Source organism: Arthrobacter sp. UYEF21, assembly GCF_040546085.1.
Classification (GTDB): Bacteria; Actinomycetota; Actinomycetes; order Actinomycetales; family Micrococcaceae; genus Arthrobacter.
The window spans coordinates 107,574-133,506 of record NZ_JBEPNF010000011.1; the positions used below are offsets into that span (position 1 = coordinate 107,574).

The 25,933-nt window shown below is 66.0% G+C and carries 23 protein-coding genes and 1 pseudogene; 13 read left to right on the forward strand and 11 right to left on the reverse strand.

The annotated features are described in order from the left end of the window. The first annotated feature begins 13 nt into the window (after positions 1-13). The gene (locus ABIB27_RS12710) at positions 14-325 is read left to right on the forward strand and encodes a DUF4229 domain-containing protein (protein ID WP_354217495.1); all 312 of its coding nucleotides are present in this window, start codon (positions 14-16) and stop codon (positions 323-325) included. On the opposite strand, the gene ABIB27_RS12715 is transcribed toward ABIB27_RS12710, so the two are convergent. The 4 genes from ABIB27_RS12715 to ABIB27_RS12730 form a co-directional block, all read right to left on the reverse strand. Next, the gene (locus tag ABIB27_RS12715; RefSeq protein ID WP_354217494.1) at positions 322-1,203 is read right to left on the reverse strand and encodes a 1,4-dihydroxy-2-naphthoate polyprenyltransferase; all 882 of its coding nucleotides are present in this window, start codon (positions 1,201-1,203) and stop codon (positions 322-324) included. The two genes, ABIB27_RS12710 and ABIB27_RS12715, sit on opposite strands and share 4 nt — an antisense overlap. A gap of 81 nt (positions 1,204-1,284) precedes the next feature. Beyond that, entirely contained in the window at positions 1,285-2,460 is a 1,176-nt protein-coding gene (locus ABIB27_RS12720) for an AMP-binding protein (protein WP_354217493.1), read from the reverse strand. A 13-nt stretch (positions 2,461-2,473) separates the two neighbouring features. Next, complete coding sequence (locus ABIB27_RS12725) at positions 2,474-3,421, reverse strand: 1,4-dihydroxy-2-naphthoyl-CoA synthase (protein ID WP_354217492.1); 948 nt, start codon at positions 3,419-3,421, stop codon at positions 2,474-2,476. 45 nt (positions 3,422-3,466) lie between these two features. Continuing rightward, complete coding sequence (locus ABIB27_RS12730; RefSeq protein ID WP_354253955.1) at positions 3,467-4,228, reverse strand: CPBP family intramembrane glutamic endopeptidase; 762 nt, start codon at positions 4,226-4,228, stop codon at positions 3,467-3,469. Positions 4,229-4,511: 283 nt separating this feature from the next. Here ABIB27_RS12730 and ABIB27_RS12735 point away from each other — a divergent pair, with 283 nt between their 5' ends. The 3 genes and pseudogenes from ABIB27_RS12735 (at position 4,512) to ABIB27_RS12745 (ending at position 8,434) form a co-directional block, all read left to right on the forward strand. Next, entirely contained in the window at positions 4,512-6,197 is a 1,686-nt protein-coding gene (locus tag ABIB27_RS12735) for an ABC-F family ATP-binding cassette domain-containing protein (protein WP_354253956.1), read from the forward strand. 250 nt (positions 6,198-6,447) lie between these two features. Continuing rightward, positions 6,448-6,712, forward strand: a pseudogene (locus ABIB27_RS12740) (Rieske (2Fe-2S) protein). Between the two features lie 261 nt (positions 6,713-6,973). Further along, positions 6,974-8,434: an amino acid permease gene (locus ABIB27_RS12745; RefSeq protein ID WP_354217489.1), complete on the forward strand. Its 1,461-nt coding sequence runs from the start codon at positions 6,974-6,976 to the stop codon at positions 8,432-8,434. A 158-nt stretch (positions 8,435-8,592) separates the two neighbouring features. Here ABIB27_RS12745 and ABIB27_RS12750 read toward each other — a convergent pair whose 3' ends face one another. Continuing rightward, positions 8,593-9,318 (reverse strand): dienelactone hydrolase family protein, encoded by a 726-nt coding sequence (locus ABIB27_RS12750; protein ID WP_354217784.1) that lies wholly within the window; start codon positions 9,316-9,318, stop codon positions 8,593-8,595. Positions 9,319-9,419: 101 nt separating this feature from the next. Next, entirely contained in the window at positions 9,420-9,596 is a 177-nt protein-coding gene (locus ABIB27_RS12755; RefSeq protein ID WP_354217783.1) for a CsbD family protein, read from the reverse strand. Positions 9,597-9,730: 134 nt separating this feature from the next. On the opposite strand from ABIB27_RS12755, the gene ABIB27_RS12760 reads away from it, so the two are divergent. Further along, on the forward strand, positions 9,731-10,189 hold the full coding sequence (locus tag ABIB27_RS12760; RefSeq protein ID WP_354217782.1) for an SRPBCC family protein: 459 nt from the start codon (positions 9,731-9,733) through the stop codon (positions 10,187-10,189). Then, the gene (locus ABIB27_RS12765; protein ID WP_354253957.1) at positions 10,189-10,851 is read left to right on the forward strand and encodes a pentapeptide repeat-containing protein; all 663 of its coding nucleotides are present in this window, start codon (positions 10,189-10,191) and stop codon (positions 10,849-10,851) included. The genes ABIB27_RS12760 and ABIB27_RS12765 overlap by 1 nt, the downstream gene beginning before the upstream one ends. Positions 10,852-10,867: 16 nt before the next feature. Here the strand turns inward: ABIB27_RS12765 and ABIB27_RS12770 are convergent, their stop codons facing one another. After that, positions 10,868-11,101, reverse strand: coding sequence for a DUF6480 family protein (locus ABIB27_RS12770; protein ID WP_354217780.1), 234 nt, complete (start codon positions 11,099-11,101; stop codon positions 10,868-10,870). Between the two features lie 57 nt (positions 11,102-11,158). Between ABIB27_RS12770 and ABIB27_RS12775 the strand changes: the two genes are divergently transcribed. Beyond that, positions 11,159-11,665 carry a GNAT family N-acetyltransferase gene (locus ABIB27_RS12775; protein WP_354253958.1) on the forward strand — a complete coding sequence of 169 codons (507 nt, stop codon included), beginning with the start codon at positions 11,159-11,161 and terminating at the stop codon, positions 11,663-11,665. Here ABIB27_RS12775 and ABIB27_RS12780 read toward each other — a convergent pair. Continuing rightward, the gene (locus tag ABIB27_RS12780) at positions 11,652-12,512 is read right to left on the reverse strand and encodes an SGNH/GDSL hydrolase family protein (protein WP_354217778.1); all 861 of its coding nucleotides are present in this window, start codon (positions 12,510-12,512) and stop codon (positions 11,652-11,654) included. The two genes, ABIB27_RS12775 and ABIB27_RS12780, sit on opposite strands and share 14 nt — an antisense overlap. Positions 12,513-12,689: 177 nt before the next feature. On the opposite strand from ABIB27_RS12780, the gene ABIB27_RS12785 reads away from it, so the two are divergent. The 3 genes from ABIB27_RS12785 to ABIB27_RS12795 all read left to right on the forward strand — a co-directional run bounded on the left by ABIB27_RS12785 (position 12,690) and on the right by ABIB27_RS12795 (position 16,222). Then, entirely contained in the window at positions 12,690-13,406 is a 717-nt protein-coding gene (locus ABIB27_RS12785) for a tyrosine-protein phosphatase (RefSeq protein WP_354253959.1), read from the forward strand. A 94-nt stretch (positions 13,407-13,500) separates the two neighbouring features. After that, on the forward strand, positions 13,501-15,645 hold the full coding sequence (locus tag ABIB27_RS12790) for a S1 family peptidase (RefSeq protein WP_354253960.1): 2,145 nt from the start codon (positions 13,501-13,503) through the stop codon (positions 15,643-15,645). Between the two features lie 169 nt (positions 15,646-15,814). Next, positions 15,815-16,222 (forward strand): VOC family protein, encoded by a 408-nt coding sequence (locus ABIB27_RS12795; RefSeq protein ID WP_354217775.1) that lies wholly within the window; start codon positions 15,815-15,817, stop codon positions 16,220-16,222. 89 nt (positions 16,223-16,311) lie between these two features. Here the strand turns inward: ABIB27_RS12795 and ABIB27_RS12800 are convergent, their stop codons facing one another. Next, positions 16,312-17,664 (reverse strand): MFS transporter, encoded by a 1,353-nt coding sequence (locus ABIB27_RS12800; RefSeq protein WP_354217774.1) that lies wholly within the window; start codon positions 17,662-17,664, stop codon positions 16,312-16,314. 186 nt (positions 17,665-17,850) lie between these two features. Here ABIB27_RS12800 and ABIB27_RS12805 point away from each other — a divergent pair, with 186 nt between their 5' ends. The 3 genes from ABIB27_RS12805 (at position 17,851) to ABIB27_RS12815 (ending at position 23,238) form a co-directional block, all read left to right on the forward strand. Beyond that, entirely contained in the window at positions 17,851-18,099 is a 249-nt protein-coding gene (locus ABIB27_RS12805; RefSeq protein WP_354217773.1) for a hotdog family protein, read from the forward strand. A gap of 49 nt (positions 18,100-18,148) precedes the next feature. Beyond that, positions 18,149-20,218: a phosphate acetyltransferase gene (gene pta / locus ABIB27_RS12810; RefSeq protein WP_354217772.1), complete on the forward strand. Its 2,070-nt coding sequence runs from the start codon at positions 18,149-18,151 to the stop codon at positions 20,216-20,218. Positions 20,219-20,412: 194 nt separating this feature from the next. Continuing rightward, the gene (locus ABIB27_RS12815; RefSeq protein WP_354253961.1) at positions 20,413-23,238 is read left to right on the forward strand and encodes a winged helix-turn-helix domain-containing protein; all 2,826 of its coding nucleotides are present in this window, start codon (positions 20,413-20,415) and stop codon (positions 23,236-23,238) included. Between the two features lie 137 nt (positions 23,239-23,375). On the opposite strand, the gene ABIB27_RS12820 is transcribed toward ABIB27_RS12815, so the two are convergent. Together ABIB27_RS12820 and ABIB27_RS12825 are read right to left on the reverse strand one after the other, a co-directional pair. After that, a complete protein-coding gene (locus tag ABIB27_RS12820; RefSeq protein ID WP_354253962.1) occupies positions 23,376-24,995 on the reverse strand; it encodes an ABC transporter permease in 1,620 nt (539 codons plus the stop codon). After that, on the reverse strand, positions 24,995-25,903 hold the full coding sequence (locus ABIB27_RS12825) for an ABC transporter ATP-binding protein (protein WP_354253963.1): 909 nt from the start codon (positions 25,901-25,903) through the stop codon (positions 24,995-24,997). The genes ABIB27_RS12820 and ABIB27_RS12825 overlap by 1 nt, the downstream gene beginning before the upstream one ends. Positions 25,904-25,933: the final 30 nt, after the last annotated feature.

A 25,933-nucleotide genomic window follows, 5' to 3' on the forward strand; every position in this document is an offset into this window, starting at 1 on the left:
CTAAACTTGGATAGTGGCCTTCCTGAAATACTCCCTGATCCGGCTGGCGCTGTTTGCGCCGCTCTTTGCGTTGTTTATGTTCCTGCAGCTGGGGGCGGTGCTGTCCGTCATCTGCGCGGGGCTGATCGCTTTCGCGGTCAGCTACCTGTTCTTCCAGAAGCAGCGCGACGACGCGGCCGCCGCCCTCCATGACCGGTTCACCGGAAAGACCAAACCGGCGCGTAGCGCCGGTGAGGCCGCTGACGCGGACGCCGAGGACAGGCTCACGGCAGCCAACCCGGACGTCACCATCCGCAGCAGCACCCCCAAGACCCCCGACGCCTAGAATCCGTGGCTGAGCACCAGCCCCAGTGAGAACAGCAGGCTGTAGCCGAGGTTGATCAGGCCGGTCTGTTTGAGCACGGGGATCAGGCTCTTGCGTTTGCGGCCGTTGATCATCAGCCAGGCTGGCATCAGGCAGGCCGGGATGAGGAGCAGCACGATCAGTATCCACGGCCGCCCCGGCGCGAGGATCACCACCAGCAGGATGGCCACTGCGAGCATCAGCACGTAGCTTTCGCGGGCATGCTTGTCACCCAGGCGCACGGCCAGGGTCTTCTTCCCGGCCTGGAGGTCCGTGGGGATATCGCGGACGTTGTTGGCCATCAGCAGGGCGCACGCAATCAGGCCGGTACCAATCGCGCCGATGACCGCTGGCAGGCTCACCTGCCCGGCCTGGGTGTAGGTGGTTCCGAGGGTTGCCACCAGGCCAAAGAAGACAAACACAAATACGTCGCCCAGGCCCATGTAGCCGTAGGGGTTCTTGCCACCGGTGTAACCCCAGGCCGCCACCACGCAGCCAATTCCCACGAGGATCAGCCACCAGCTCTGGGTGATGATCACCAGCGCCAGGCCGAACAGCATGGCTAGGGCAAACATTCCGAATGCGGCATATTTCACATGCTCGGGTTTGGCCGCGCCCGAGCCCACCAGCCGCAGCGGGCCCACCCGATCCTCGTCGGTGCCGCGGACGCCGTCGGAATAGTCGTTGGCATAGTTCACCCCCAGCTGCAGAAGCAGCGCCACCAAGGCAGCCAGGACGGCGTTGACGGGGCGGAATGAATTCAGCTCGTAGGCCGCTGCGGTGCCGATCAGCACCGGGGCGATGGCGGCCGGTAACGTGCGGAGGCGGGCGCCTTGGATCCATTGTGCGGCTGTGGCCACGGTGTGTACCTCGTGTTGGGTTGGGAGAACGGTGAAACGGTTGCGCACCGGCCGCAGTCGCGCCGCCGGTGCAGCTCTACTCTACTTTCCCTCGTGCAGGGAGTTGAGCCGCTCGATCATGGCCAGGCGGTCCGGCTTGCCGTTGGGAAGCATGAGCAACTCGGTGGCTGCCAGCACCGTTTTCGGCGCCAGCAGGCCCAGCCGCCGGTGCCAGTCCTGTTCAAGTACGACGGCGTGATCCCCGGTGGGGGAGGCGCCGTCGGCGCCTGCCAGCGCAACGTAGGCGGCCACGGCCTGGCCCCATTCAGCGGACGGAACGCCTGCTACAAAAGCCGCTGCGACGCCGTCGGACTTTACCAGCTCTTCCTGCACATGCGCCGCGGAGACCTTGACGCCGCCGGTGATGATGACGTCGTCGGCGCGGCCCAGCACGGTGAGCCGGCCGTCCGCGTCCAGCGTGCCCAGATCATTTGTGCGGTACCAGCGGACGCCGTCTTCCTCATAAAACGTGTCCGTGCTTTCGGGCGCGTCGAGGTAGCCGGCGGCCACGGTGTCGCCGCCCAGCAGGATCCGGCCGTGCTCCGTTATCCGGACTTCCACGCCCGTCAGCGGCACGCCGTCGTACACGCAGCCGCCGCACGTTTCAGCGGAGCCGTAGGTGGTGATGACCTTCAGGCCGGCCTCGCGGGCGGCCGCCAACAGCCCGGCCGACGCCGGCGCGCCGCCCAGCAGGATGCCGTCGAAGCGGCGGAGCACGGCCAACGTTTCCGCGGACGGCGAGTCGAGGAGGCGCTGAAGCTGGGTGGGCACCAGCGAGGTGAAGCGGACCTTATCGGTCAGCTCCAGGGCGCCGGCCGTGAACGCCGCGGGCGTGAAGCCGCCGGACATGTCCATGACCCACGGCCGCGTCCCGGCGAACAGGGACCGCACCAGGACCTGGACGCCAGCCACGAACTGCACCGGCAGCGCCAGCAGCCACTGGCCTTCGCCCTGGAGTGCCAGCGCGGTGGCCATGGAAGAGGCCGCCAGCGCCTCGACAGTCAGGACTGTGGCCTTCGGCGCGCCGGTCGAGCCGGACGTACGGACCACCGCCACGGCGTCATCGCAGCCGGGTGTCTCCGTGTGACCCACCACCAGCTCGCCGTCGGGGCTCACGGAAAGTTCGACGGCGGGCCCCTCGCCGCGGAGGGCAGCGGTTAGGGCAGTGAGTGCAGGTTCGATGTCCAGAGGCCCGATGTGCTGGTGTCCGATGTTCATGTGCCTTCCTGCCTTAGAAGTAGTGCGGGAAGCGGGACCAGTCCGGGTCGCGTTTTTCCAGGAAAGCTTCCTTTCCTTCCACCGCCTCATCCGTCATGTAGGCCAGGCGGGTGGCTTCGCCGGCGAAGACCTGCTGGCCGGCCAGGCCGTCGTCGGCGAGGTTGAAGGCGAATTTGAGCATGCGGATGGCCTGGGGTGACTGGCGGGCGATGTCCGCGGCGTATTCCAGGGCCACTTCCTCGAGGCGTTCGTGGTCCACGGCCTCGTTCACGGCGCCCATCCGGACCATGTCCTCCGCGGAGTACTCGCGGGCCAGGAAGAAGATTTCCCGGGCGGACTTTTGGCCGATCTGGCGGGCCAGCAGAGCCGAGCCGTAACCGGCGTCGAAGCTTCCCACCGTGGCGTCCGTCTGCTTGAACTTGCCGTGCTGGCGGGAGGCGATGGTGAGGTCGGAGACCACGTGCAGGGAGTGCCCGCCACCGGCGGCCCAGCCGTTCACGACGGCGATGACCACCTTGGGCATGGTGCGCATGAGCCGCTGGACCTCCAGAATGTGGAGGCGGCCGGCACGTGCGGGGTCGATGGTTTCCTGGGTCTCGCCGTCGGCATAGCGGTAGCCGTCACGTCCACGGATCCGCTGGTCCCCGCCGGAGCAGAATGAGTGGCCGCCGTCTTTCGGGGAGGGGCCGTTGCCGGTGAGCAGCACGGTGGCGACATCCGGCGTCATCCGGGCGTGGTCCATTGCGCGGTAAAGCTCGTCCACGGTGCCGGGGCGGAACGCGTTCCGGACCTCCGGGCGGTTGAACGCGATCCGGACGGTGGGCAGGTCCCTGGTAACGGTGCCGGAGCGCTCCACCTGCCGGTGGTAGGTCATGTCCTGAAAATCGTCGAAGCCGGACACGGTGCGCCAGCGGGTGGGGTCAAAGACGTCGGACACCTTGGCGGGAATTTGGTTGCTCACCGGACAAGTCTAGTAATCGGCTCAGCTGATGCAGAAGTCGTTGCTTTAGGGCTGGGCCTGCTGGAGCTGTTCGAAGAGCTCGGGCGGGATGGCGTAGATAAACACCACGGCCAGGAGGTTCTTCGCCGCGTGCACAAAGTAGGAGAACATCACGTTCTTCCCGGTCCACACATACACAAACACCAAGGTGGCGCCCATGGCCAGGTACGGCAGCAGGGCCGGAAGTGTGATGGCTTCCTGGCCCACGATGTGGAGGGCGGCGAACAGCACTACGGACAAGGCACAGCACAGCCAGATGTTGAGCCGGCGGCTGAGCTTGCCGATTAGCAGGTGCCGGAAGATGTACTCCTCCACAAACGGGCCCACAATCACCACCACGGGCACCATCAGCCACGCGGGGACCTGCTGCATGAGTTCCTGCAGCCCAGCTTGGTTCGCGAACATCTGAACCCCGCCGGCGGCCGACACCACCACCGCGGTGAGGATCATCATGGCTATCACTGCCAGGGGCACCATCATGAGCGTGAACCAGGGGCGGGTGGCCAGCACCTGCAGGTCCCGGGCCATCACGCGCCGGGCGGCGATCACAGCGAGGATGCCGATAGACCCATAGAAGAGGAGGTTCACTCCGTACGACGCCGCGGCGGGGCTGGGTGCCAGTTGGCGCAGGAACGGGGCGAGCAGTTCCCCGGCGACGGCGAAGAGTCCGGCAGCGGCCACGTACAGGCCGACGGTGGTGAAGTCGAGGGTGGAAAACCGGTACAGCTCCGGCTGCGGAGCGGGTGGTCGCCGGTGGATGGTTGCCATAGGTTCAGCCTAACTCGCCAGAATCCGCTGCACCCCCGGGCTGCAGGGGCGGCTGCGGAGAACCTCCGACGGCGGGTGTACGCTCGGGCGGTACGCTTTAGGTGCGCGGCTGCCGCTGTTATTGACGGACGCGGCTGCGCGCGTGCGGCTGGACCGATGAAGTCCTAAGCCGCAGCCCGGCCACGCCCGGACTGTTCCCCCGAATCCAGTGCCGTCGTCGAGCATTACCTGATCACTTTCGGTACAGCCCTGGCCACACTGCGGAAAATTACAAGGACTTCTCGTGACCGAACACCTAAACCTTTCAGGCGTCTCCCACAGCTATGGCGACCGCCAGTTGCTGGACGCCATCACCCTGGTGATCACCGCCGGTGAGCATGTGGCGATCGTGGGGGAAAATGGCGCCGGGAAATCCACGCTGCTCCGGATCATGGCCGGCCTGGAAGCTCCCAACGAAGGCACCGTAGCCAGCCAAGGCCGCGTGGGCTACCTCGCCCAGACCCACGGACTGCCCGGATCCTTCACCGTGGGTGCTTCCATCGACACATCCCTCGTGTCGCTGCGGGCGCTGGAGGCCGAGCTGGACCGGCTGGAGGCGGGCCTGTCCGAGGCCGGGGACGACGCACTGGAAACGTATGGCCGGCTGCAGACCGAGTATCAGCTGCGCGAAGGCTATGCCGCGGAATCCCGGGTGGAGGCCGCGCTGGACCGGCTGGGCCTCGGCGGCCTGGACCGGAACCGGATCCTGGGCTCGCTCTCCGGCGGCGAACAGGAACGCGTGGCGCTGGCCTGTGTCCTGGCCGATCCTGCGGATATCCTGCTCCTGGACGAACCCACCAACCACCTGGATGCGCGGGGTACGGCCTGGCTGGAGGACCGGCTGGCGGCGCATCGCGGCACTGTGGTGGTGGTGTCCCACGACCGTGTGCTGCTCCGCAAGGTAGCCACCACGGTCATCGAGGTGGATGCCGAGCGCTGCGCTGTGACCCGTTACGGCAACGGCTATGACGGGTATCTCCGCGAGAAGGCCGCCGAACGCCAGCGCTGGGTCCAGCAGTACCATACCTGGATTGACGCGATGGAGGCCGAACAGCGTCAGGCAGATACCGTGACCGGGAAGATGGGCTACGCACGCAAGCGCGACGGCGACAAAATGGGCTTCGATTTCAAGGCCGGCACCTGGCAGAAAGCGGCGAGCAGCAAGGTCCGCAATGCCCAGGAACGCCTGCGCCGGCTTGAAGCCAGCCCGGTGGACCGCCCGCCGGTGCCGTTGCGGCTCAATGCGGAGCTGGCCGTCGACGCCGGGGTCGGGCCGCCGTCGGCCGCGCTGGGTGGGCCGTCAGCAGTCCTGGCAGCCCGAGGCGTGCAGGTTCCCGGCCGCCTCGCACCCACTGATTTCGAAGCGGGCGCCGGCGAGAAGATCCTCATCACTGGTCCCAACGGCGCCGGCAAGTCCACGTTGCTCTCCGTGCTCGCGGGCACTTTGGAGCCGGCCGGGGGGAGAGTGAAGCGGCCGGCTCGGATCGGCTACCTCCAGCAGGAGCTCGAACTGCCGCAACGTCCCTCCCTCCGCCTGCTGCCCGCCTTTGTGGCCGGCCTGGGCGGCAACATCGATGAACACGCCGAAGCACTCCTGCGCCTGGGCCTGTTCCGCACCAGCGAGTTCCACGTCCCTGTGGGCAGCCTCTCCGCAGGCCAGCAGCGCAGGCTCGCCTTGGCCCGTCTCCTGCTGGGCGGCTACGGCACCCTCATCGTGGATGAACCAACCAACCACCTGGCGCCCGTTCTCGTGGAGCAGCTCGAGGAGGCGCTCGCGGATTTCGCCGGGACTCTCGTGATGGTGAGCCATGACAGGGCCCTCCGGGGCTGGTTTGCCCGGTGCGCGAAGAAAAGCGAACAATCGCGGACCGACGAGGCCGGACGCTGGATCCGGTACTCCATGGACAAGGGTGTTCTGGCGCGGCTCTGATCCAGCGCCCCGCACCGCAAGGCGTCACTTTTCGCCGGTGAGTTTTGCGTAAGGGAAAATTTACGGACCGACCGGCGGGCGGAAACATCGGCGGCGGATGATGGGCTCATGCCAGTCTTTCCGCCGGCCGACAGGATCTGTCCATGATCACCACCCAACACGTGTTCTTCAGCGACGGCAGGGTGACGCCGTACGACACGCTCATCATCGCCGCCGGCAGCCGCTCCCACATGCCGCCGATGGACGGACTTTGAACGCTCAGCATCTTCTGGGTCCCGTGGATCAAATCCCCTTGGGCGAGGGCAGGGTCTTTGGCGTGGGCGGGGAGCAGGTGGCTGTCTTCCGGCTCGGGGACGGCACCCTGCGCGCACTGTCCGCTGTCTGTCCGCACAAAGGCGGCCCCATCGCGGACGGCACCGTCGACCCGGAAGGTGGTGATGTGTCCGCTCCACCAGCACGCGTTCCAGCTGGAAACGGGGTGCTCAACCACCGGCGCCGAACCATTAATCACTTAAGAGGTGCGGATGGACGCCGAGCGGAACATTGTTCTGCGAAGCAGCCAATAGCTTGTCAATTATTCAGCTTAACTGCCGCTGAATGTAGCCCGCGTCACGAACACTCCCCCTCGCCTTGTAGAATGGGTGAGCCGCGCGAACTTCGACGTCCTGAGAGTTTTTGTCCAGATAATTCCCCTGAACGGCTCTAAAAGCCGAATTATCTGGACAAAAACTCCCGGCGTCCGGTGCCGGCACATCCCCAACCCACAAGGAACTGTTGTGCCTCAAAGTACCCCCACAGAACTTCAGAGCCAGACGGCCCCATCCGCCGCCGTCGACTCTTCCCTCAGCGCTGAGGGCTACAAAAAGACCCTGAGCCGCCGCCACGTGACCATGATCGCGATGGGCGGCGCGATCGGCGTCGGGCTCTTTATGGGAGCCGGCGGACGCCTGGCCTCCACCGGACCCGCCCTGGTCTTCTCCTACGCCATCGCCGGCGTCATCGCCTACCTGCTGATGCGGGCACTCGGCGAGCTGATCATGTACCGCCAGACGTCCGGTTCGTTCGTCAGCTACGCCGGTGAAATGTTCGGCAAAAAGGGCGCTTACCTGTCCGGCTGGATGTACTTCATCAACTGGGCCATGACGGGCATCGCCGAGCTGATCGCCATCGGCCTGTACTTCCAGTTCTTCTTCCCCAACGTCCCCGTTGAGCTGTCCGCCATCGCCGCGCTGGTGCTGCTGGTGGCCGTGAACCTGCTCAGCGTCAAGGCATTCGGCGAATTCGAATTCTGGGCCTCCTGCCTCAAGGTGGCCGCCATCCTCATCTTCCTGGCCGTGGGCACCTTCATGGTGGTCACCAACGCCAAGGTGGGCGACGGACACGCGTCCGTCAACAACCTCTTCCACGACGACGGCGGCATGTTCCCCAAGGGCGCCCTGGTGATGATCCTGGTGCTCAACGCCGTCATCTTCGCCTACAACGCGATCGAACTGGTGGGCATCACCGCCGGCGAAATGGAGAACCCGGAGCGCGAAGTCCCCAAGGCAATCCGCGCCGTGGTCTTCCGCATCGTGGTGTTCTACGTAGGCTCCGTGACGCTGCTGGCCATGCTGCTGCCCTCGGACCAGTACCATGCCGGCACCTCGCCGTTCGTCACCGTCTTCGGCCAGATGGGCCTAGGCTGGATGGGCGACGTGATGAACATGATCGTCATCACCGCTGCCCTGTCCTCCTGCAACACCGGCCTGTATTCCATCGGCCGCATCTTCCGCACCATGGCCAACAACGGCCACGCCCCGCAGTGGCTGACCAAAATGTCCAGCCGCCACATTCCGTACGCCGCCATCCTGGCGATCGCCGCCGTGTACCTGGTGGGCATCCTGCTGAACATCTGGCTGGGCGGCTCGCACGCGTTCGACCTCGCCCTGAACTCGGCCTCGATCGGCGTGATCTTCACGTGGGGTTCCATCTTTGCGAGCCAGATTGCGCTGCGGAAGAAGAAGGGCAAGGTCTCGCCGCTGCCCATGCCCGGCGCGCCGTGGACCAGCTGGGCCGGACTGGTGGCGCTGCTGGCCATCACCGTGCTGATCGGTTTCGACACCATGACCAGTGAAACCGGCGAAGTGTTCATGCTGGGCCTTTGGACGCTTGCCACCATTCCGTTCTTCGCGCTGGTGCTGTGGCTGGGCTGGCAGAAGGTCAAGCACAACGAGCCCAAGAGCGCTCTCTTCAGCTAGGGCTTTCCGCGTCTGTGCAGGACGCAAAGAAGTACGACGTCGGCGGGTCACCCTCTCGGGGGCGGCCCGCCGTCGTCGTCGGTGGTTGAGCTCGCCGCTCGGTGGTTGGGCGGGTCACCGGTGGTTGAGCCTGTCGAAACTTCGCCGTGGAGGGGCAATTATTCCTTGAGGTACCTGGCGAAGTGGTCCTCGATCCGCTGCCATGCCTCGGGGGAGGATTCCGGATCCGGGCCGATGCCCATGACGCGCATCAGCGGACGCAACACCGCCGGGCCCACGTCTGCATCATTCAGGAACGAATGGCCGGCGGTGGGGAATTCCTTGACACTGTTTTCGATGCCGAGGTTGTCCAGTGCTGATTCGAGCTTGCCGGCTGCCCCCTTGAGGGTGATGTCGCGGCCGCCGAAGTTGGCCACGATGGGGCAGGCGCCGCGGAGGGCGTCCTCAAGATTCCCCGGCAGACGCCCGTAGTTAACCGAGGCCGCGTCGAAGCCGTCGCGGGCCACCAGCAGCGCAAAGCCGCCGCCCATGCAGAACCCGATCACCCCGGTTTTGCCCGTGGACAGCGGCGAAATGGCCAGCCAGGTCCGGGCGGTGGCAAGGTCGGTGAAGGCCCGGCCGCTCCCGGCCATCATGCTCCGCATGGTGCTGACCAGGCAGCCCCGGGTACCGCCGTCGCTGAACAGGTCCACCGCCAGCGTCAGGTAGCCTGCCCGGGCCAGCCGGTCTGCGTGCCCGCGCATGAGGTCGGTCAGGCCGAAGGCTTCGTGGATCATCAGGACGGCTGGAAACGGGCCGGCTCCGGAAGGTGTAGCGAGGTAACCGCCCAGGGAGGGCGAACCTCCGGCAGCGGCACTTTCGGCGCTCAGGTCGACGTGGGTCATGGGCCTAGGGTAGCCGCTCTTCATTGCAGCCGATGGGGGAGGGGCAAAAAGAACGGCGGCGGATCCCCAGGGGAACCCACCGCCGTCCGGTTCAAGAAGAACTAGTCCTTCTTGAAGGTGTCCTTGACATCTTCGCCGACCTTTTTGGCGCCAGCCTTGACCTGGTCGGTCTGGCCTTCTGCTTTGAGTCGGTCGTTGTCGGTGGCTTTGCCGGTCGCTTCCTTTGCCTTGCCGCCGAGGTTTTCTGCTTCGTTGCTGATCTTGTCTCCGAGGCCCATGGTTTCCGGCCACCTTTCGCTTCCTTTGGATCGAACAGTGCATTTTCACCATAACACAAAGCATGCTTACCATTTCAAGTGCCTGGCACCACCGTTGTCTGCTAAATGTCAGCGGGCCCCGCTAGGCTCGATGCATGGACCACGAAACAACCCTGACCCAGCACATCCATGCCAGTCCGGACAAGGTCTGGGCCGTCATCTCGGACATCCCGGGCTCCGCCGCCACCCTGTCCGGCATCGATTCCGTGCAGATGCTGAACGACGGGCCCTATGGCGAAGGAACGCGCTGGAAGGAAACGCGGACCATGATGGGCCGGGCGGAAACGGTGGAAATGTGGGTGGCCCAGGCTGACCCGCCCCGCGGCACCACAGTCAAGGCACTCCAGGGCCGCGCCGATTACACCACCCGCTTTAGCCTGGCCGAGCGCGATGGCGGCACAGACCTCACGCTGACGTTCGGCGCCGACGTGGTCAAGCCCACCGTGCTCAGCAAGATCACCATGGCGCTGTTCGGAAAAATCGGCATGAGCATCACGCGCAAGGCTCTGGCCAAGGATCTGGCGGAAATCGCGGCCAAAGCGGAATCGCTGTAGTGGCGGTCAAGCCGCCCAAGGTCACCGGTCCCCGCGTCAGCGGGGTCCGGCTGGAGGACCTCTCCGACGATCCTGCGCCGGACTTCCGGCGTGGTGAAAAGTACGACGGCGTCCGGTACAGCCGTGTGGCCGCCGACGGGCTGGAGTTGAGCGGCACGGAGTTCGCTGAGTGTGATTTCCAGGGCGCCTCCTTTAACGACACCCAACTTCGGGGGGCTGGTTTCCGCGATTGTGTCCTGTCCGAGTTGTACGCCCCCGTTTTCACGGCAGCCCGCTCCACGTGGCGCGATGTGCACCTGAACAACCCCCGGCTGGGGTCCGCCGAGCTCTACGAGAGCGGCTGGCAATCGGTGCGGATCGACGGCGGGAAACTGGACTTCCTGAACCTACGGGGCGCCAGACTGACGGACGTGCTCATCACCGACTGCATCATCAACGAACTCGACCTGGGTTCCGCCGCCGGGACCAGGGTGGCGCTAAAGAACTGCACCATCGGGACGTTGGACCTGACCGGCGCCAGAGTGAAGGATTTCGATCTCCGCGGCACGGATGTCCGGACCCTCAGCGGGCTCGGCAGTCTGGCCGGACTGGTGATCGATGAGTACCAGCTGAGCCTGATGGCACCGCTTCTGGCAGGTCACCTGGGCGTAGTGGTCGCCTGACCGGGGCGGCGGGTGGTCAGACGAAGAACCCCACGATGTAGCCGATGAAAAAGAGCAGGAACAGCAGCACTCCGCCTGAGATGGCTGCGATCCAAAAAACCTGCTGGCCCTTTCCGGAACCACGTTGCGTTGGCTCGTGAGTGCCTGCCACGGAACCCTCGCCGGGCGGTGTTTCGCCGGGAGGAACACCACCGCCCGGTTCCAGGCCTGTGATCTTGTCCTCCTGCGGATCGGGGTTAGGTCCTGACACGATAACTCCCTCGTCTCGGCGTCCTGGTGGTGTCCCCAGAGTAACCGGCAGCCGTTGATGGACCTAGGCTGGTGCAGTGAATTTCTTGAACCAGTTACGCTGACCGGCCGGCACGTCATTTTTGAGCCGCTGACGCCTGGGCACCACGATGGCCTGATGGCGGCAGCCCGGGACGGCGAGCTCTGGAAGCTTTGGTACGCGGCCGTTCCCAGGCCGGAGGAGATGGCCGCGGAGATCCACCGCAGGCTGGCGATGCAGGAGCAGAGGTCCATGCTGCCGTTCACCACCCGGCTGATCGATCCGGCCACGGGTGGGCCGGGCCGGATCATCGGCATGACCACATACTGCAATGTCGACGCCGCCACGCCCCGCGTGGAGATCGGCTACACCTGGCAGTCGCGGGAGGCCATTGCCAGGCTCGGCGCCAAGCAGGACGGCGTGCTGCGAAGCCACCGCCGGACGTCCGACGGCGTGCTGCGCGACAAGATGGTGTTCTCCATCCTGGAACACGAGTGGCCCATGGTCCGGAACGGGCTCGAACACAGGCTCGCTAAGCGCGCTTAGAAGCCAAATAGGCCCCGGCGGCGCTCAGTGCTGCGAAGTACGCTTGATAACCCTGAGCGTTCGGATGGAAGTTATCAGCCACCGCGGGGCTGCCGAAATTTATCCACGGATCAGGAGTCATAATGCCGTGACCGGCGAATGCCATCCTGACGTCGACGTAATTCACGTCGATTCCGCCTAGGGCCGCCTTGGTGGCAGCGAGCGCGATAGTTCCGTCTAGGTTGTCGGCCAGTTTGGTGGCTTGGTAGGTGAATAGGGCCAAGGAATCGGTCCGCCCATCGGCTATGGGATCAAAGAGGTAGGGGTATCCGGTCACCACAATCCTGGCGTTGGGCGCGGCGGCGTGCACGCTCTGAATCATCGAAAGCACGTCGACGTACAGTTGCCCGGTGGTGAACTGGGCCTCCGCGTAGGCGCTGGCAACCCCACACGCCGGACCTGCGGTGGTATCCCCAAAGGCGACTGCCCCGCAATAGGTGACGATATTCGCAAACCCGAGGTTGTTGCCGCCGGCGGTGATGGTAACGAGTTCAGTCTTCCTGTTCAGTTGGCCAAGCTGTTCGTTCACCACGCCCTGGGTCGTCCTGCCGCCGCACGCCGCATTTGTGACCTTCTTAACGGTTTTTAGGTTATCCGCGAGTTCGGAATAGGCATTCTCACTGCGAAAACAAGCGTCCAGGTAGGGTCCGGCCCCCTGCCCGGCGGCGTATGAGTCGCCCAGAGCAACGTAATAGTCGATTTTAGCCACGGCCTGGGCAGGGGCCGCTGCGAGACCGAGAACCATTGCCAGGGTGGCGAGTCCAGCTGCAAATGCCGAGCGCCGCCGTCGTACTGTTGTCGTTGCCATCGGATTCCCCTCAGATTGTTCAATTGGACGAGAGACACAAACGGGTAATGATTACCGTACGCCCCATGCCCGCACCCGTCACTGAGTGGGTGTACTCGACTTTCCGTATGCTCGGCTACGTGTGAATACTGGCATCCGCGCATGGAGCCGGGAACGGGTTTGTGCTTAGCTTTGCGGGTGGACAAACGAGGCGGGGCCGTGGGCTGGGACGGGGCCGTTAATGCCTGGCACGTCGCGGGCGGCGTCTACCGCATGGGGCGGCGCGAATGGCTCACCGAAACCGGGTGGCAGGAGGCATACGACGACGGCGTCCGCACCGTGGTGGATCTGCGTCACCCCCGCGAGGCGCTGCGCCGGGAAACGGACCCGGCTGTAACTGACAACGCGTGGTCTGGAGTGAACATCGTCATCGCCCCCACGGAGGAGCCCGACGATCCGCGATTCACCGCCTTGTGCGGGCCCTACCTGAACGATCCCTCCCATTACCTGCACAACGTCAGGCTTTACCCGGAGAAGTTCGTGGAAGTCTTCCGCACCGTGGCCGCGGTCGCAAGCGGTGCCGTGGTCATCCACTGCGCGGCCGGCCGGGACCGCAGCGGGATGGTTGCATCGATGCTGCAGGATCTCGCCGGCCACTCCGACCAACTCATCGCTGACGGCTACGCGAAAGCGGCCCGCGGCATCAACCAGCGCTACCGGACGCACGGGCCTCCCCACGCGCGGGAACGCTATCTCCACAACGCCGAACTGACGCCCCTGCTGGAGCAACGCGGCCGGACCGTGGTGAAATTTGTCCGGGACCTGGATACCCGGACATTCCTGCTGCAGAACGGCCTGTCTCCTGAAGAAGTCGCCGCCGTTGAACGCCTCGTTGGCGGCCGGTTACCCTTGTGATGTATGTGGCCAGTGTGACAGCTGGTAACGGGCACGTGAGAAGGGGTTACGGCTCACGGGCGGAATGGACGTACTTGAGCGAACGGCTACCCGAATGAAACGAATTTTCGCCGCAGGAACACTTGCTGGAATGGCCCTGGCCTTGGCCTTGGGCTTCGGCGCCGTCCCGGCTGGGGCCTTCCCGGGAGTGGTCACTACGGAAAGCTCAACCCCGGGTAGTTCGGGTACGAATGATCCCAGCGCCGGCGGTGCCACCAGTCTGGCTGGCAACGTACCAACTGCTGGCCTTCCGTCGGCCGGTCCCTCTGAGGCAGGCCTTTCCGAGGCGGTCCTTCGTGATCTGGGCATGAACTTGCCGGAATTCAACGCCGCCGGGGAACTTGGGCGGCGGGCAGCCGGAGCCATGAAGTCCTTACAAGTAGTCCAAGGCTTTGTGGGCGTCAGTCTGAAGAATAGCAAGATCCTGGTTCAGGGTGCGGGCCCGGCCCTCCAATCCAAAGTGGATGAGCTGAACCACCCCGGCCCTGCAAGCTTTGTGCTGGTGGCGCCGTCAACCCCTGAACCGCCAGCACAGCCTCCAACGCCCGCATCCAAGGCTGCCTCGCCCACTCCCTCTTCTTCTGAACCGGAGGTGTTGGCGCAGAACATAGATCAGCTGTTCCAGGCCTATGTCCGGGACGTTGGAACCCGAGGTCTTCAGGCAGTGGCCTACACCGACGGGCACTTCGTGATCCGCACCGGTTCTGCGAATACTTCGGAGTCCGACATCCCGGGCAACCTAACCGGTGTGGGCCCACCGCAGGCGTCCGCGAATGGATCGGCGACGGGCCAAAAGTTGACCCCTGCCCAGTTCGTGTCCCGCTACACGAACGTCCAGCTGGAGAAGGGGGCAGCCGTCAAAACCGAGGACGATATTTTCGGCGGCCAAGGATACTTCGTCGACAATTTGGCCACGTGCTCGACGGGCTTCAGCGCGTTTGGCCCCACTGGGCTGCCGCTTGTACTCACTGCCGGGCACTGCACTAAAGACGGTTTGGCCAAGGCTGCCAGTCTTGAGCCGCTCAGTTGGGCTCCAGCAGCCCGGACCACTGCTCCCGCTCCCTCGACGCTACCTTCGCTGGCGCCGCTCGGTAGTTTCGGGTTCAGCCAGTTTGGCGGCCCGAACAATGCGGCGGCAACAGTGGACGGCGCCGTCGTCGGCACGGATATCGCCGTCCTCCGGGACATCACCCGCGACCTCAATCTTCAGCCGGCTGCCACCACGTGGGGCACTGTAAAAACTCCGGATCCGGTCAAGATCGTGGGGACCACGGCGCCCTTGCAGGGCGAACCCGTCTGCCGATCGGGGCGGACAACGGGGTGGAAGTGTGGCGCCATCGATTCGATTGCGATCGTGATGATGCGTGGGTCAAAGAGCGTGCCGCCGGATTACGACAATGACCTGCGCCCAGTTCGTGCCTTCGACTCAGCATCCGTAAAGTCGGCAGGCGGTGATTCCGGCGGCCCCTGGATCAGCGGCAACTATGCCGTCGGCACGCACACGGGGGCCGAATCGCTCGAAGGCGTACAGACGAGAGCCATTGCCGCCACTCTTGAGGACTCGGTCACCAGCATCCCAGGAGGAGTCCAGCTCCAACTGTTCCTCAACAAGCCGACGGTGACCTCGCACGCCCCGGGTGCAGCGTTCGACGCCGGCCAGACCGTCACGGGACGGGTGCCCGCGGCGCCGGCGTCGGCAGTCGCAGCAGGTTCGAAGGTCAGGATCACCGTGGCCGGTGAGACGCCGATTGAAGTCCCCGCGGATTTGGCCGGCGCGTGGTCGTTTACGGCCCCTGCCGTGTCCGGGCCCCTGCGCTTTACTGCCGAAACAGTCAATGGGTTCAGTACATCGGGGCCCACCGCGTTTGAGTTCGCTGCAGCGGCTCCCACGCCCGAAGCTGTCCAGCCGGCCCCGCCGGCCCCGCCGGCCCCGTCGGCCCAGCCGGCCCCGCCGGCCCAGCTGGCGGTTACGCCCGCGCCGGTCGAAACTCCGGCGGCGGTGCCCGCGGCAAACGGTGCGTCGGCTCCCTTAGGCAACAGCGCCGCCGTCGTACTTCCGCTGGGGGATGACCGGTCCGTGAACCTGGCCAACACCGGTGTGTCCGGACTCCTCCTGGCCGCTGGCATCGCAGCCGGAGCGCTCGCCGTCGGCGGTGTGTTCCTGGCGCTGGTCCGGCGGCGCAAGCGGCAGCTTAGGTAACCCGCCCCCAGAACGCTCTCTCACTTAATGCGGGTTCTGACCGATCCTCTCTCACTTCTTGTCACCCACGCCGGTCCACGTCGGAGTATCGCGGGCCGGAAACATGCAGGAAGTGAGAGAGCGTTTGGAGCTGTGCGGGCGTAAAATTTCTCTCGTAGGAGGTGGCCAAATGAACCTAGCCCTGAACTCAGCCACAACCATCCTGCCCGTTGATGACGCAGCGCGCGCCCGCAGTTTCTATACCGAGAAACTGGGCCTCCCGCACCGCGGAATGACAGACGATGGCAGCGAATTGCTCGGTACCGACGGCGGTCCGAGGCTGCAGTTGAAGCCGGTTTCGGATGGAAAGCATTCCGAGCACACCGCCCTCAGCTTCGAGGTGCGCGATATTGAGCGGACTGTGCAGGACATGGAGGCCAAAGGCGTCCGGTTCCAGGACTACGACCTGCCCAACCGGAGGACCGAAAACCATATCTGTACCACGGACTCCGAGAAGTGCGCCTGGTTCATGGATAGCGAACACAACATCCTCTGCGTCCACGAGACGTTGGGTGGCCTGGCTGATTACCAGCTCTGAGCCAGCCGCCGCTCGGCTTCTGCCATGCCCCGATCGACAAAAGCGGTGGCCCACGGTTCGTGGGCCACCGCTTTTGCTAAGGCGCGGATTTAGCTGGCGTTTTCTTCCAGCGTGAGGTCGCGGTCCTTGGTCTCGGGAGTCTTGATGGCCTGGAACAGGGAGATGCCCACGACGATCATCATGTAGACGGCGATGGGCCAGTACGAATTGGTGGCCCACACCAGCAGGGCGGAGCAGATGATCGGGGCAATGCCGCCGCCGAAGATCGCCGAGAATTCCCGGGCGATGGCCACGCCGGCGTAGCGGTACTTGGAACCGAACAGTTCGGCGTACATGGCCGACTGGGCTGCGATGCCGCCCTCAACGGCAAAGGTGAAGCCCACCGCGTACACGAGGGCAATCAGCCAGATATTACCGGTGCTGCTGAGCCAGAATGCCGGGAAGGAGAACAGGAAGAGGAAGCCCAGGATGCAGACGTTGACGGGCTTGCGGCCCCAGCGGTCGGTTGCGCGTCCTGCGATGAGCGCGGCGGGGATGGCGAAGAGGCCGCCCATGGCCAGCATCTGGGGGATAAGGGCCTTGTCGATGTTGACCACGGAGATCAGGAAGGTGCCCAGGAACGCCTGGTAAATGTAGGAGTGGGCATGCGTGCCCATGTTGATGAGGAAGACCTGGCGCAGCGGCCGGCGGCCCTTCTTGAGCACCTCCGAGACCGGGGAAGCGGCCTCGACTTGTTCCTTCTTCAGCTCGGCGAAGACCGGCGATTCCTTCATGTTGCGGCGGATCAGGTAGGCGGCTACCGTCACCACTGCGCTGGAGAGGAACACCAGGCGCCAGCCCCAGGACTCGAGGTCTTCGCGCGGCATCATCTGGACCAGGATCCAGGCGGCGGACCCGAAGACGGAGCCGACGGCCGCACCCGCCCAGACGAGCGACGTCATGGCTCCGCGCTTGCCCTTGGGGGCAAACTCGGTCAGCAGCACCACGGCGCTGGCCATTTCCGCTCCGGCGCCGAAGCCCTGAATGAACCGCAGGACGGTCAGCAGGATGGGGGCCAGGATACCCACGGATTCGTAGGTGGGGAGCAGGCCCATGGCGAAGGTTGCAGTGCCCATCAGGGCCAGCGTGGCCACCAGGACAAACTTGCGGCCGATTTTGTCACCGTAGCGGGAGAAGAACAGGCCACCCATGGGCCGGGCGATGAAGCCGACGGCGTATGCGCCGAAGCTGGCGATGAAGCCCACCGCGGGGGAGACGTTGGGGAAGAACAGGGTATTGAAGATGATGGCCGTGCCGACGCCGTAAACCACCATGTCGTAGTTTTCCAGGACGGTGCCGATAAAGCCGGCCCAGCCAGCGCGGCGCAGCTCGGTTTTGTTGACCGCCGGTGGTTGGAGTGCACCATGCGTGGGGGTTCCCGTAGGCAAAGGGCTGTGCGTCATTGCTGTTCCTTTTCTGGAGAAAGCGCCCACCACTGCGTCGGCGCTCTACCACAATAAGCGGTTAAGCATCGCATACGCAATCGATTGCCAAAAACTGGCAACAAGTTGCCAGGCATTGCCACCGAAGCGGCCGTGCGGTGAGCCGCCGCTGGCCGAGGTTAGCGTCAGACCACCCTGGGCACCACCTTGGGCAACCTGGGTTTCCGGGACATCGAGTTCCCCAAGCCGGTGTTCATCGGCGACACCCTCCGCGTGGAGGGCGAGGCACTGGACAAACGCGAATCGAAGTCGCGCCCGGACACAAGGCTTAGGGCGCGCCGGGAGGTAGCCCGGTTTGTCGGCCTCGCCGCAGGCGGTTCCGAAGCAAGGCAGCTCCCCCCCTTGCTGTGCCGCGCACGCAGGGCCGGGCGGGGTTTCGACGGGCTCAACCCCTGAAGGTGCAAGGATGGGAGGAGACCTGCACCAGCACAGCAAAGGGCGGACCATGGCCAAAGGCATTTATGTCAGCGCAACCACTCCGGGCTCGGGCAAATCCCTTATAGCCCTGGGCCTCGCGGACACGCTCCACCGGCACGCGGACCGGATCGGCTTCTTCAAACCGGTGGTCCATGGCCCGGATACGGCGGATGACCCCATGGTGGCGCTGATGAAGGCACGCTTCGGGCTCGACGACGACCGGTGCCGCGGCGGCCTGACGTCCGCCGAGGTGCGTGCCCTCCTCGCAGACGGAAAGCGGGCCGAGATCGACGCCCGCTGCGTGGAAATCTTCGCTGACATCGCCAAGGACTGCGACGTGGTGATTGTGGAGGGGACTGACCTGACCGGCCAGGACGCCGCCGTCGAGTTTGACCTCAACGCCCGGCTGGCCAATAACCTGGCCGCGCCGGTGGTTGCCGTGGTGGGCGCAAAGGGGCTCAGCGTTGCCGAAGCCGCGGCCGCCGTCGAGGTTGCCCGCAAGGAGCTGATCGCGGAGAAATGCTCGCTGCTGGCCATCATGGTGAACCGCGCCGATCCCGCGCTCGTGGAGCGGATCGCCGCCGAGGTGACGGTGGGCGCCTCCGGCCGGCCTGTCTACATCCTGCCTGAGCTGGACGAGATCGCCCGGCCCACCACCGGCGAGGTGGCCGCCGCCCTGGGTGTGCGGCAGATCGCCGGCCGCGCGGACATGGAACGCGACGTGCGGGACATCAAGGTCGCGGCCATGAACGTGGGCAACTTCCTGAACGTGCTCGAAGAGGGTGCCCTGGTGATCGTTCCCGGTGACCGGGCGGACGTGATGGTGGCCTGCCTGGCGTCGTCGTTCTCGCCCGAGTTCCCCGTGCCATCGGCACTGATCCTCACCGGCGGCCTGGCGCCGGATGCCAACATCTACCCGCTCCTGGCGCAGGCCCCGTTCCCGGTGTTTGCCGCTTCCGAGGACACCTACCTGACTGCCAAACGCGTTTCCGAGGTCAGGAGTGAGATCTGGTCCGGGCACCGCCGCAAGGTGGCCTCCGCCCTGGGCCTCTGGTCCAAACGTGTGGATGAGGCCGAGCTGGTGGAACGGCTCCACCTGCCACGTCCGGAACGGATGACCCCGCTGCGGTTCCTGCACGACCTCATCGAGCGGGCCCGCGGGCAGCGCCGGCATGTGGTGCTGCCGGAGGGGACGGACGTGCGGATCCTGCGGGCCGCCGAAATCCTGCACCGCCGCGACGTCTGCGACCTCACCTTGCTCGGGCCCGAATCAGACGTGCGCGAGCTTGCCGCGGCCAACGGCATCGACCTCTCCGGGATCAACATCGTGGACCCGGCCACCTCGGAGCTGCGCCAAAAATTCGCCGAAAAGTACGCCGAACTCCGCGCGCACAAAGGCGTGGATCTGGCCAAAGCACTCGAAACCATGCAGGACGGCAGCTACTTCGGCACCATGATGGTCCAGCTGGGCGTGGTGGACGGCATGGTGTCCGGCGCCGCGCACACCACCGCGCACACCATCCGCCCCGCGCTGGAGTTCGTGAAGACCCGCGACGGCGTGAAAATCGTGTCCTCGGTGTTCCTGATGCTCATGCCGGACCGGGTGCTGGTTTACGGTGACTGCGCCGTGAACCCGGACCCGAACGTGGAGCAGCTTGCGGACATCGCCCAGGCGTCGGCGGAAACCGCCGCGCAGTTCGGGGTGGAGCCACGCGTGGCCATGCTGTCCTACTCCACCGGCGCCTCAGGCTCCGGCGGGGCGGTGGACGAAGTCCGGCAGGCCACCGAACTGGTGCGTGCACGCCGCCCGGATCTCGCCGTCGAAGGTCCCATCCAGTACGACGCCGCCGTGGACGCGTCCATTGCCGAGTCCAAAATGCCGGGTTCATCGGTGGCCGGGCAGGCGACGGTGTTCATCTTCCCCGACCTGAACACCGGCAACAACACGTACAAGGCGGTGCAGCAGAGCTCGGGGGCGGTCGCCGTCGGGCCCGTCCTGCAGGGGCTCCGCAAGCCGGTCAACGATCTTTCCCGCGGCTGCACCGTGGAGGACATCGTGAACACGGTGGCCATCACGGCCATCCAGGCGCAGGCCTAGAGCCATGGGGCGCAGTCCTCGTGAGCCATAGCAGACAGCAACGCGGGGTCACTTAATGCCCTTTCCGGAGCCCAAATGGGGCATTTAGTGACCCCGCGTTGGGGGCGGCCCGGCGGCCGTTTAGGGGTTAACGTTCGACGGCGGCAGCTGGCTGAGCTTCTGTGTCGCCGCCGCATGGGCGGGAGCGGGAGCAGATGAAACGCTCGATTGCTGCCACCAAGTTTTATGTCCCCGCGCCGCGCCGGGGTTTTGTGGCACGCCCACGGCTGCGGGAGAAACTGCGCCTCGGCGCGGAATCCGGGCTGACGCTGGTGTCCGCGCCGGCCGGGTTCGGGAAGACCGCCCTCCTGGCCGACTGGCTGGCTGAGGCAGCCGGACCGGACCGCTGCGTTGCCTGGCTCTCGCTGGATCCGGCGGACAGCGAGCCGGCCGCGTTCTGGAGTTGCGTTGCCACCTCGCTCCGAAGCGCGGTGCCCGGCGTTGGTTCCGCGGCGCTGGAGCTTATCGCGTCCACGCCGTTGGCAACCGAACTTGTCCTCACTTCGCTCGTGAACGACCTCGCGGCAGTGCCCCGGGACGTGTGGCTGGTGCTGGACGATTACCACGCTGTGGACGGCCACGGCGTAGGTACCGGCATGGCGTCCTTCCTGGAACACCTTTCGCCGCAGGTCCATGTTGTGCTCAGTACCCGTTCGGACCCTGACCTGCCGCTGTCCCGTTGGCGGGTCAGCGGAGAGCTGGTGGAGATCCGCGCCGCCGACCTGCGGTTCACCCCGGACGAGACGGCCGCCTACCTCAATGACGTGGCCGGACTGGACCTGGGTGCAGGGCAGGTGTCCACGCTGGATGAGCGGACGGAGGGATGGATTGCCGCGCTCCAGCTCGCCGCCCTCTCGCTCCGGGGCCGTGACGACGTCGAGGGTTTTATTGAGCGCTTCGCCGGGAACGACCGCTACATCGTGGACTACCTGGTGGAGGAAGTGCTGGAGCGGCAGCCGGACGCCGTCCGCAGTTTCCTGCTGCACACCGCGGTCCTCGATAGGCTGACCGGCCCGCTCTGTGATGCCGTGACCGGCCGCTCTGGCGGCGGCGGCATGCTGGTGACCCTGGAGCGCGCCAACCTTTTTGTCATCCCGCTCGACGATCACCGCGAGTGGTACCGCTACCACCACCTCTTTGCCGACGTCCTGCGGGGCCGCCTGCTCAGCGAGGAGCCAGGGCGGATTCCGCTGTTGCATCAGCGCGCCAGCCACTGGCACGAGTCCCAGGGACACCTTGAAGATGCCGTCCGGCACGCCCTGGCCGGCCGGGACTTTGACCGCGCTGCCCGTCTGGTGGAGCTGGCCGTGCCGGTGCTCCGGCGCAGCCGCCAGGACGCAGTGCTGTTCGGCTGGCTGAAGGCACTGCCGGATGCTGCCATCCGGCGCAGCGCCGTGCTGAGCGTGTTCTACGGCGGGATGCTGATGGCGGCCGGTGAGCTGTCGGGGGTGGAACAGCGGTTCGACGACGCCGAGAGGGCCTTGGCAGGCGCGGAGCGCTCACTGCCGGGCAGGGAGCCCGCCAGCACCGAGCCTGCCGGCGTTGATCCCTCCGTTGATCCCTCCGTTGATCCCTCCGTTGATCCCGAGGAGCTCGGGATGCTGCCGGCGACCATCGCCATGTACCGGGCCTCGCTGGCGCAGGCCATGGGGGACGTGGCCGGCACGACGGCCCACGCCCGGAAGGCCCTTGATTTGGCCGGCCCCAACCACCACTTTGCCCGTGGCGCGGCGGGCGCCTTCCTTGGACTGGCTGCGTGGGCGCAGGGCGATGTGCCGGGGGCGCTGGAGACCTTCACGCTGGCTGTTACCAGCCTGCGCGCGGCTGGAAACCTGCTGGACGAGCTCAGCAGCACCGTCATCCTTGCCGACATGTGGCAGGTGGCAGGCCGGTCCGGTGAGGCGCACCGAATCTGCGAGCTCGCGCTGCAGCAGGCCGAAACCCAGGGAGAATCACTGGTGCGCGCGAGCGCTGAGCTGCACGTGGCACTCAGCGAGATCTGCCGCCAGGCCGGCGACCTCAGCGCCGCCCTGGAGCACCTTGAGGCCGCCGCCGCGTTTGTGGCGAAAGGCCCGATGACCGAAAGCCGCTACCGGTGGTACGTGGCGACGGCGCTGGTGGCCCAGGACGAGGGCAACCCGGACGGCGCCATCAGCTACCTGGACCAGGCGGAGCAGCTGTTCCGGCCGGGGTTCTTTCCGGATGTGCGCCCCATCCCGGCCATCAAAGCCCGGGTCTGGATACGGCAAGGCAAGTTCTCCACGGCCGCCACATGGGCACGAGCGGCCGGGGTTGCTGCCGCCGACAGCGTTAGCTACATGCAGGAGTACAGCCACCTCACCCTGGTTCGCCTGCTGATGGCGCAGGAGCGGGCCGAGCCGGAGAGCGGAGCCGCCGGGGGAGTCATCGACCTGCTGGACCGGTTGCTCGCGAGCGCCGCGGCATCCGGCCGTGCGGGCAGCGTGGTGGAGATCCACATGCTCCAGGCTCTGGCACACCACGTCCTGGGCCATCGCCGCGAGGCACAGGAAGCGCTCGGCGCTGCATTGACGGGATCCCCCGAACCGGATCAATACGTGCGGCTGTTCCTCGACGAAGGGGCGCCCATGCTGGAGCTGCTGCGTGGTGCAGCCGGTGAGGCAAACAGTGTGGGAACGCACGACGGCGGGGCTGCCGCCAGGGCTCAGCGCGTGCTCACCGCGGGTGCCGGTCCGCAAACGGAACCCCGGCAGTCGCAATCCCCGCGACCGGAACCTTCGCAATCAGGGGAGCGGCCGCCGTCGTACGTTGACCCGCTGAGCGAGCGGGAACTGCAGGTGCTCAGGCTCCTCGGCAGCGAGCTGAGCGGGCCGGAGATCGCCCGCGCGCTGTTCATTTCGCACAACACCCTGCGCACTCATACCAAGCACATCTTCACCAAACTCGGCGTTACCAGCCGCCGGTCGGCGGTCGGCCGGGCGCACGACCGCGGCCTGCTGTGACTTATCGGCCCTGGCATGGGGTTTCAGCGATGTAGGTTTTGAACTAGGGTCGTCGCGGAACGCACGCAATATCTACCCCTGACGAGGTACGTTCGCGTTGGTTCACCTTACGGGCACCACTTGTCCGAGACTTGGCCTCATGCGGTGAGGTCGCGCCGCCGGAGCAGGTATGCGGCAATCCCCGCCCCGGCGAGGGCGATAGCGGTCATGATCAGGGCGGCTGCGGGGTCGAATGGCTCGACGGGCATCGCCGCGGAGTGCCGGAACGGGCTCATGTCCTGCAGCCAGGCGGGCAGGCGCAGCAGTTCACCGAGCTGACCCAGGACCAGGCCGCCAGCCAATATGCCCCACCCCAGCGGAATACTCAACCTGGGCGCGGCTGCGAAGAGGACCGCCGTTGCCGCGACGAACACAGCGGCGGCCGGGGCGTGCGCCAAGGCGGCAGCCACCAGCAGGCCCGGCGGGCCGTTCGCCATGCCGGAGAGACTAAGGCCGATGGTCGCTGCGGTCCCGGCGACGACGGCCACGACCGCCACCGAGGCCGCCGCGAGGACCAGGTTTGCGCCAAGCCACCGTGCCCGGGAGCGGGGCGTGGCCAGGAGAAGTTCGGCCCGGCCCTCAGCTTCTTCTGCGCGGAGCCGCAGCACCGCCTGGATGCCGGCGGCTGCGGCCAGGACACCGGCGATGCCCAGCAGGGCAGCGGTGAACACATCGATGATCTCCGCCCGGCTGCCCGGGACAAGCCGTGCGATCAGCTCCCGGAGCGATTCATTGCCGCCAATCACGTCTGTGACCACGGGCCCGAGCCCACCGGCGATGCCTCCCAGCAGGGCCGCGGCGAAGCACCAGCCCATCAGGGTGGGCCGCTGCTGTCGCCAAGCCAAGCCCAGGAACGAGCCGCCCCCGGCGCCGGCACGCTCTCGGCCCGCACGTTCAGGCAGCAGGCTGGCGCCCAGATCCCTGCCGCTTCTGATCACGAGTACGGTCACGGCCAGGGCGGCGGCCGCCCCCATCAAGACCAGCAGCGGCGCGGGATCGGCGGCTGAGAACGGCCGGGAGCGTTGGCCCCAGCCGATGGGCGAGAGCAGCGAGACCCATCCGCTGGTGACCTGGGTCAGGTCGGCGCTCGGGGTGCCGAACGCGTCGCCGATACCGCGAAGGAAATATGTTGCCCCGACCAGGCCCGCTGCTGCGCCGTTGGCGGCCCGCCCTGAGGGCATGACCTGCGCGATGGCCGCGGCGACGGCCACGAAAAAGGCCCCGACAGCGCCGACGGCGGCCCCGGCCGTAAGCGCCCCGGGTCCGGGCAGCCCGGCTGCGGCGAAACCTGCGGCCACGCACAGAGCCAGCACCACGTTCGCGGCTGTCCCCAGAAGAAGGGTTGCTGTCATTGACGCGGCCCGCGGGATCGGCACGGACCCGATGAGCTCCGCGCGGCCGAGCTCTTCATCGGTACGGGTATGTCGGATGACCAGAAACGTGCTCATTAGTCCTGCGAGCACGGCGGTGAAGGCGTAGCCCTGGAAGAAGACCACCGCACCGATACCGGTCCCGTCGGGCAGGCCGCGGACGAACAGGAACGCCGGGCTCACCGCCGCCACACTGATGATCGCCGCCCTGTCGGCCTGGTCCGCGAATTCTGTGGCCACCCCACCTGCCACGGCGAATCCCAGAAAGGCGATGCCCAGGATCCAGGCGGTCAGGACCATCCGGTCCCTGCGTGCCTGGACCAGCACAAGGCTCATGATCGCGGCCATCAGAGCACCTTGCCGCTGGAGTCGCTGTAATGGCTCAGGAACAGGGACTCCAACGATGGTGGGGAAACATTCAGGCCGCTGATCCTAGCCGCCGAGACCGCTTCCAACACAGCTTTGAGGTCGGCAGCGTCCACGTCAAACTCGACAACATCCCCTTCGGTCCGGACTCCCTGCAACCAGGGCAGGGCTGCCAGCGTGCCAGCATCAGCCCCCTCGACGCGGAAATGGGTGAGTTTCAGATGCCTCAGCTCCGCCAAGGTCCCCGATTCCACGGCCCGGCCCGAACGGATGATCGTCACCCGGCCACACAGCTGTTCGACTTCGCTGAGGATATGGCTGGAGAGCAGAACAGTCGCACCGTCAGCGCTGACGCGCTGGACCTGCCGGCGGAACACCGAATCCATCACCGGGTCCAGTCCGGCACTGGGCTCATCGAGCAAATAGAGCCGGGCCGGGCGAGCGAACGCCGCGATGAGTGCCACCTTCTGCCGGTTGCCCTTCGAATACGTCCGGGCCTTGCGCCGCGGATCAAACTCAAACTCAGCGATCAGGTCCCGGCGCAGCCGCTCCTCGGAGCCGCCGCGCAATCCGGTGAGCAGATCAATGACTTCCCCGCCCGACAGGTTCGGCCACAGGCTCACATCCCCGGGAACATAGGCGATGTCCCGGTGGGTGCGGACCGGGTCCCGCCAGGGATCCAGCCCGAACACCCGCACCGCTCCCGAGGTTGGGCGGATGAGCCCGAGGAGCACCCGCAAGGTTGTTGATTTGCCGGCCCCGTTGGGGCCAAGAAATCCGTGGACCTCGCCCGGACCGACGTGCAGATCAAGGCCGTCCAAGGCGCGCGTCCTGCCGAAAGTCTTCACGAGCCGTGTGGCGTCAATGACCGGATCTGCTGCTGATGTCATGGCGGGTCCCGTTTCCCTCGGTCCTGTGAC

What these genes read in the sequence shown, in the direction of transcription:
- ABIB27_RS12720 (WP_354217493.1), bottom strand. Translation starts at nt 2,460, where the DNA reads ATGAACATCGGACACCAGCACATCGGGCCTCTGGACATCGAACCTGCA.
- ABIB27_RS12800 (WP_354217774.1), bottom strand. Translation starts at nt 17,664, where the DNA reads ATGACGCACAGCCCTTTGCCTACGGGAACCCCCACGCATGGTGCACTC.
- ABIB27_RS12775 (WP_354253958.1), top strand. Translation starts at nt 11,159, where the DNA reads ATGGACCTAGGCTGGTGCAGTGAATTTCTTGAACCAGTTACGCTGACC.
- ABIB27_RS12755 (WP_354217783.1), bottom strand. Translation starts at nt 9,596, where the DNA reads ATGGGCCTCGGAGACAAGATCAGCAACGAAGCAGAAAACCTCGGCGGC.
- ABIB27_RS12825 (WP_354253963.1), bottom strand. Translation starts at nt 25,903, where the DNA reads ATGACATCAGCAGCAGATCCGGTCATTGACGCCACACGGCTCGTGAAG.
- pta (WP_354217772.1), top strand. Translation starts at nt 18,149, where the DNA reads ATGGCCAAAGGCATTTATGTCAGCGCAACCACTCCGGGCTCGGGCAAA.
- ABIB27_RS12795 (WP_354217775.1), top strand. Translation starts at nt 15,815, where the DNA reads ATGAACCTAGCCCTGAACTCAGCCACAACCATCCTGCCCGTTGATGAC.
- ABIB27_RS12815 (WP_354253961.1), top strand. Translation starts at nt 20,413, where the DNA reads ATGAAACGCTCGATTGCTGCCACCAAGTTTTATGTCCCCGCGCCGCGC.
- ABIB27_RS12760 (WP_354217782.1), top strand. Translation starts at nt 9,731, where the DNA reads ATGGACCACGAAACAACCCTGACCCAGCACATCCATGCCAGTCCGGAC.
- ABIB27_RS12780 (WP_354217778.1), bottom strand. Translation starts at nt 12,512, where the DNA reads ATGGCAACGACAACAGTACGACGGCGGCGCTCGGCATTTGCAGCTGGA.
- ABIB27_RS12790 (WP_354253960.1), top strand. Translation starts at nt 13,501, where the DNA reads ATGAAACGAATTTTCGCCGCAGGAACACTTGCTGGAATGGCCCTGGCC.
- ABIB27_RS12820 (WP_354253962.1), bottom strand. Translation starts at nt 24,995, where the DNA reads ATGGCCGCGATCATGAGCCTTGTGCTGGTCCAGGCACGCAGGGACCGG.
- ABIB27_RS12730 (WP_354253955.1), bottom strand. Translation starts at nt 4,228, where the DNA reads ATGGCAACCATCCACCGGCGACCACCCGCTCCGCAGCCGGAGCTGTAC.
- ABIB27_RS12750 (WP_354217784.1), bottom strand. Translation starts at nt 9,318, where the DNA reads ATGACCCACGTCGACCTGAGCGCCGAAAGTGCCGCTGCCGGAGGTTCG.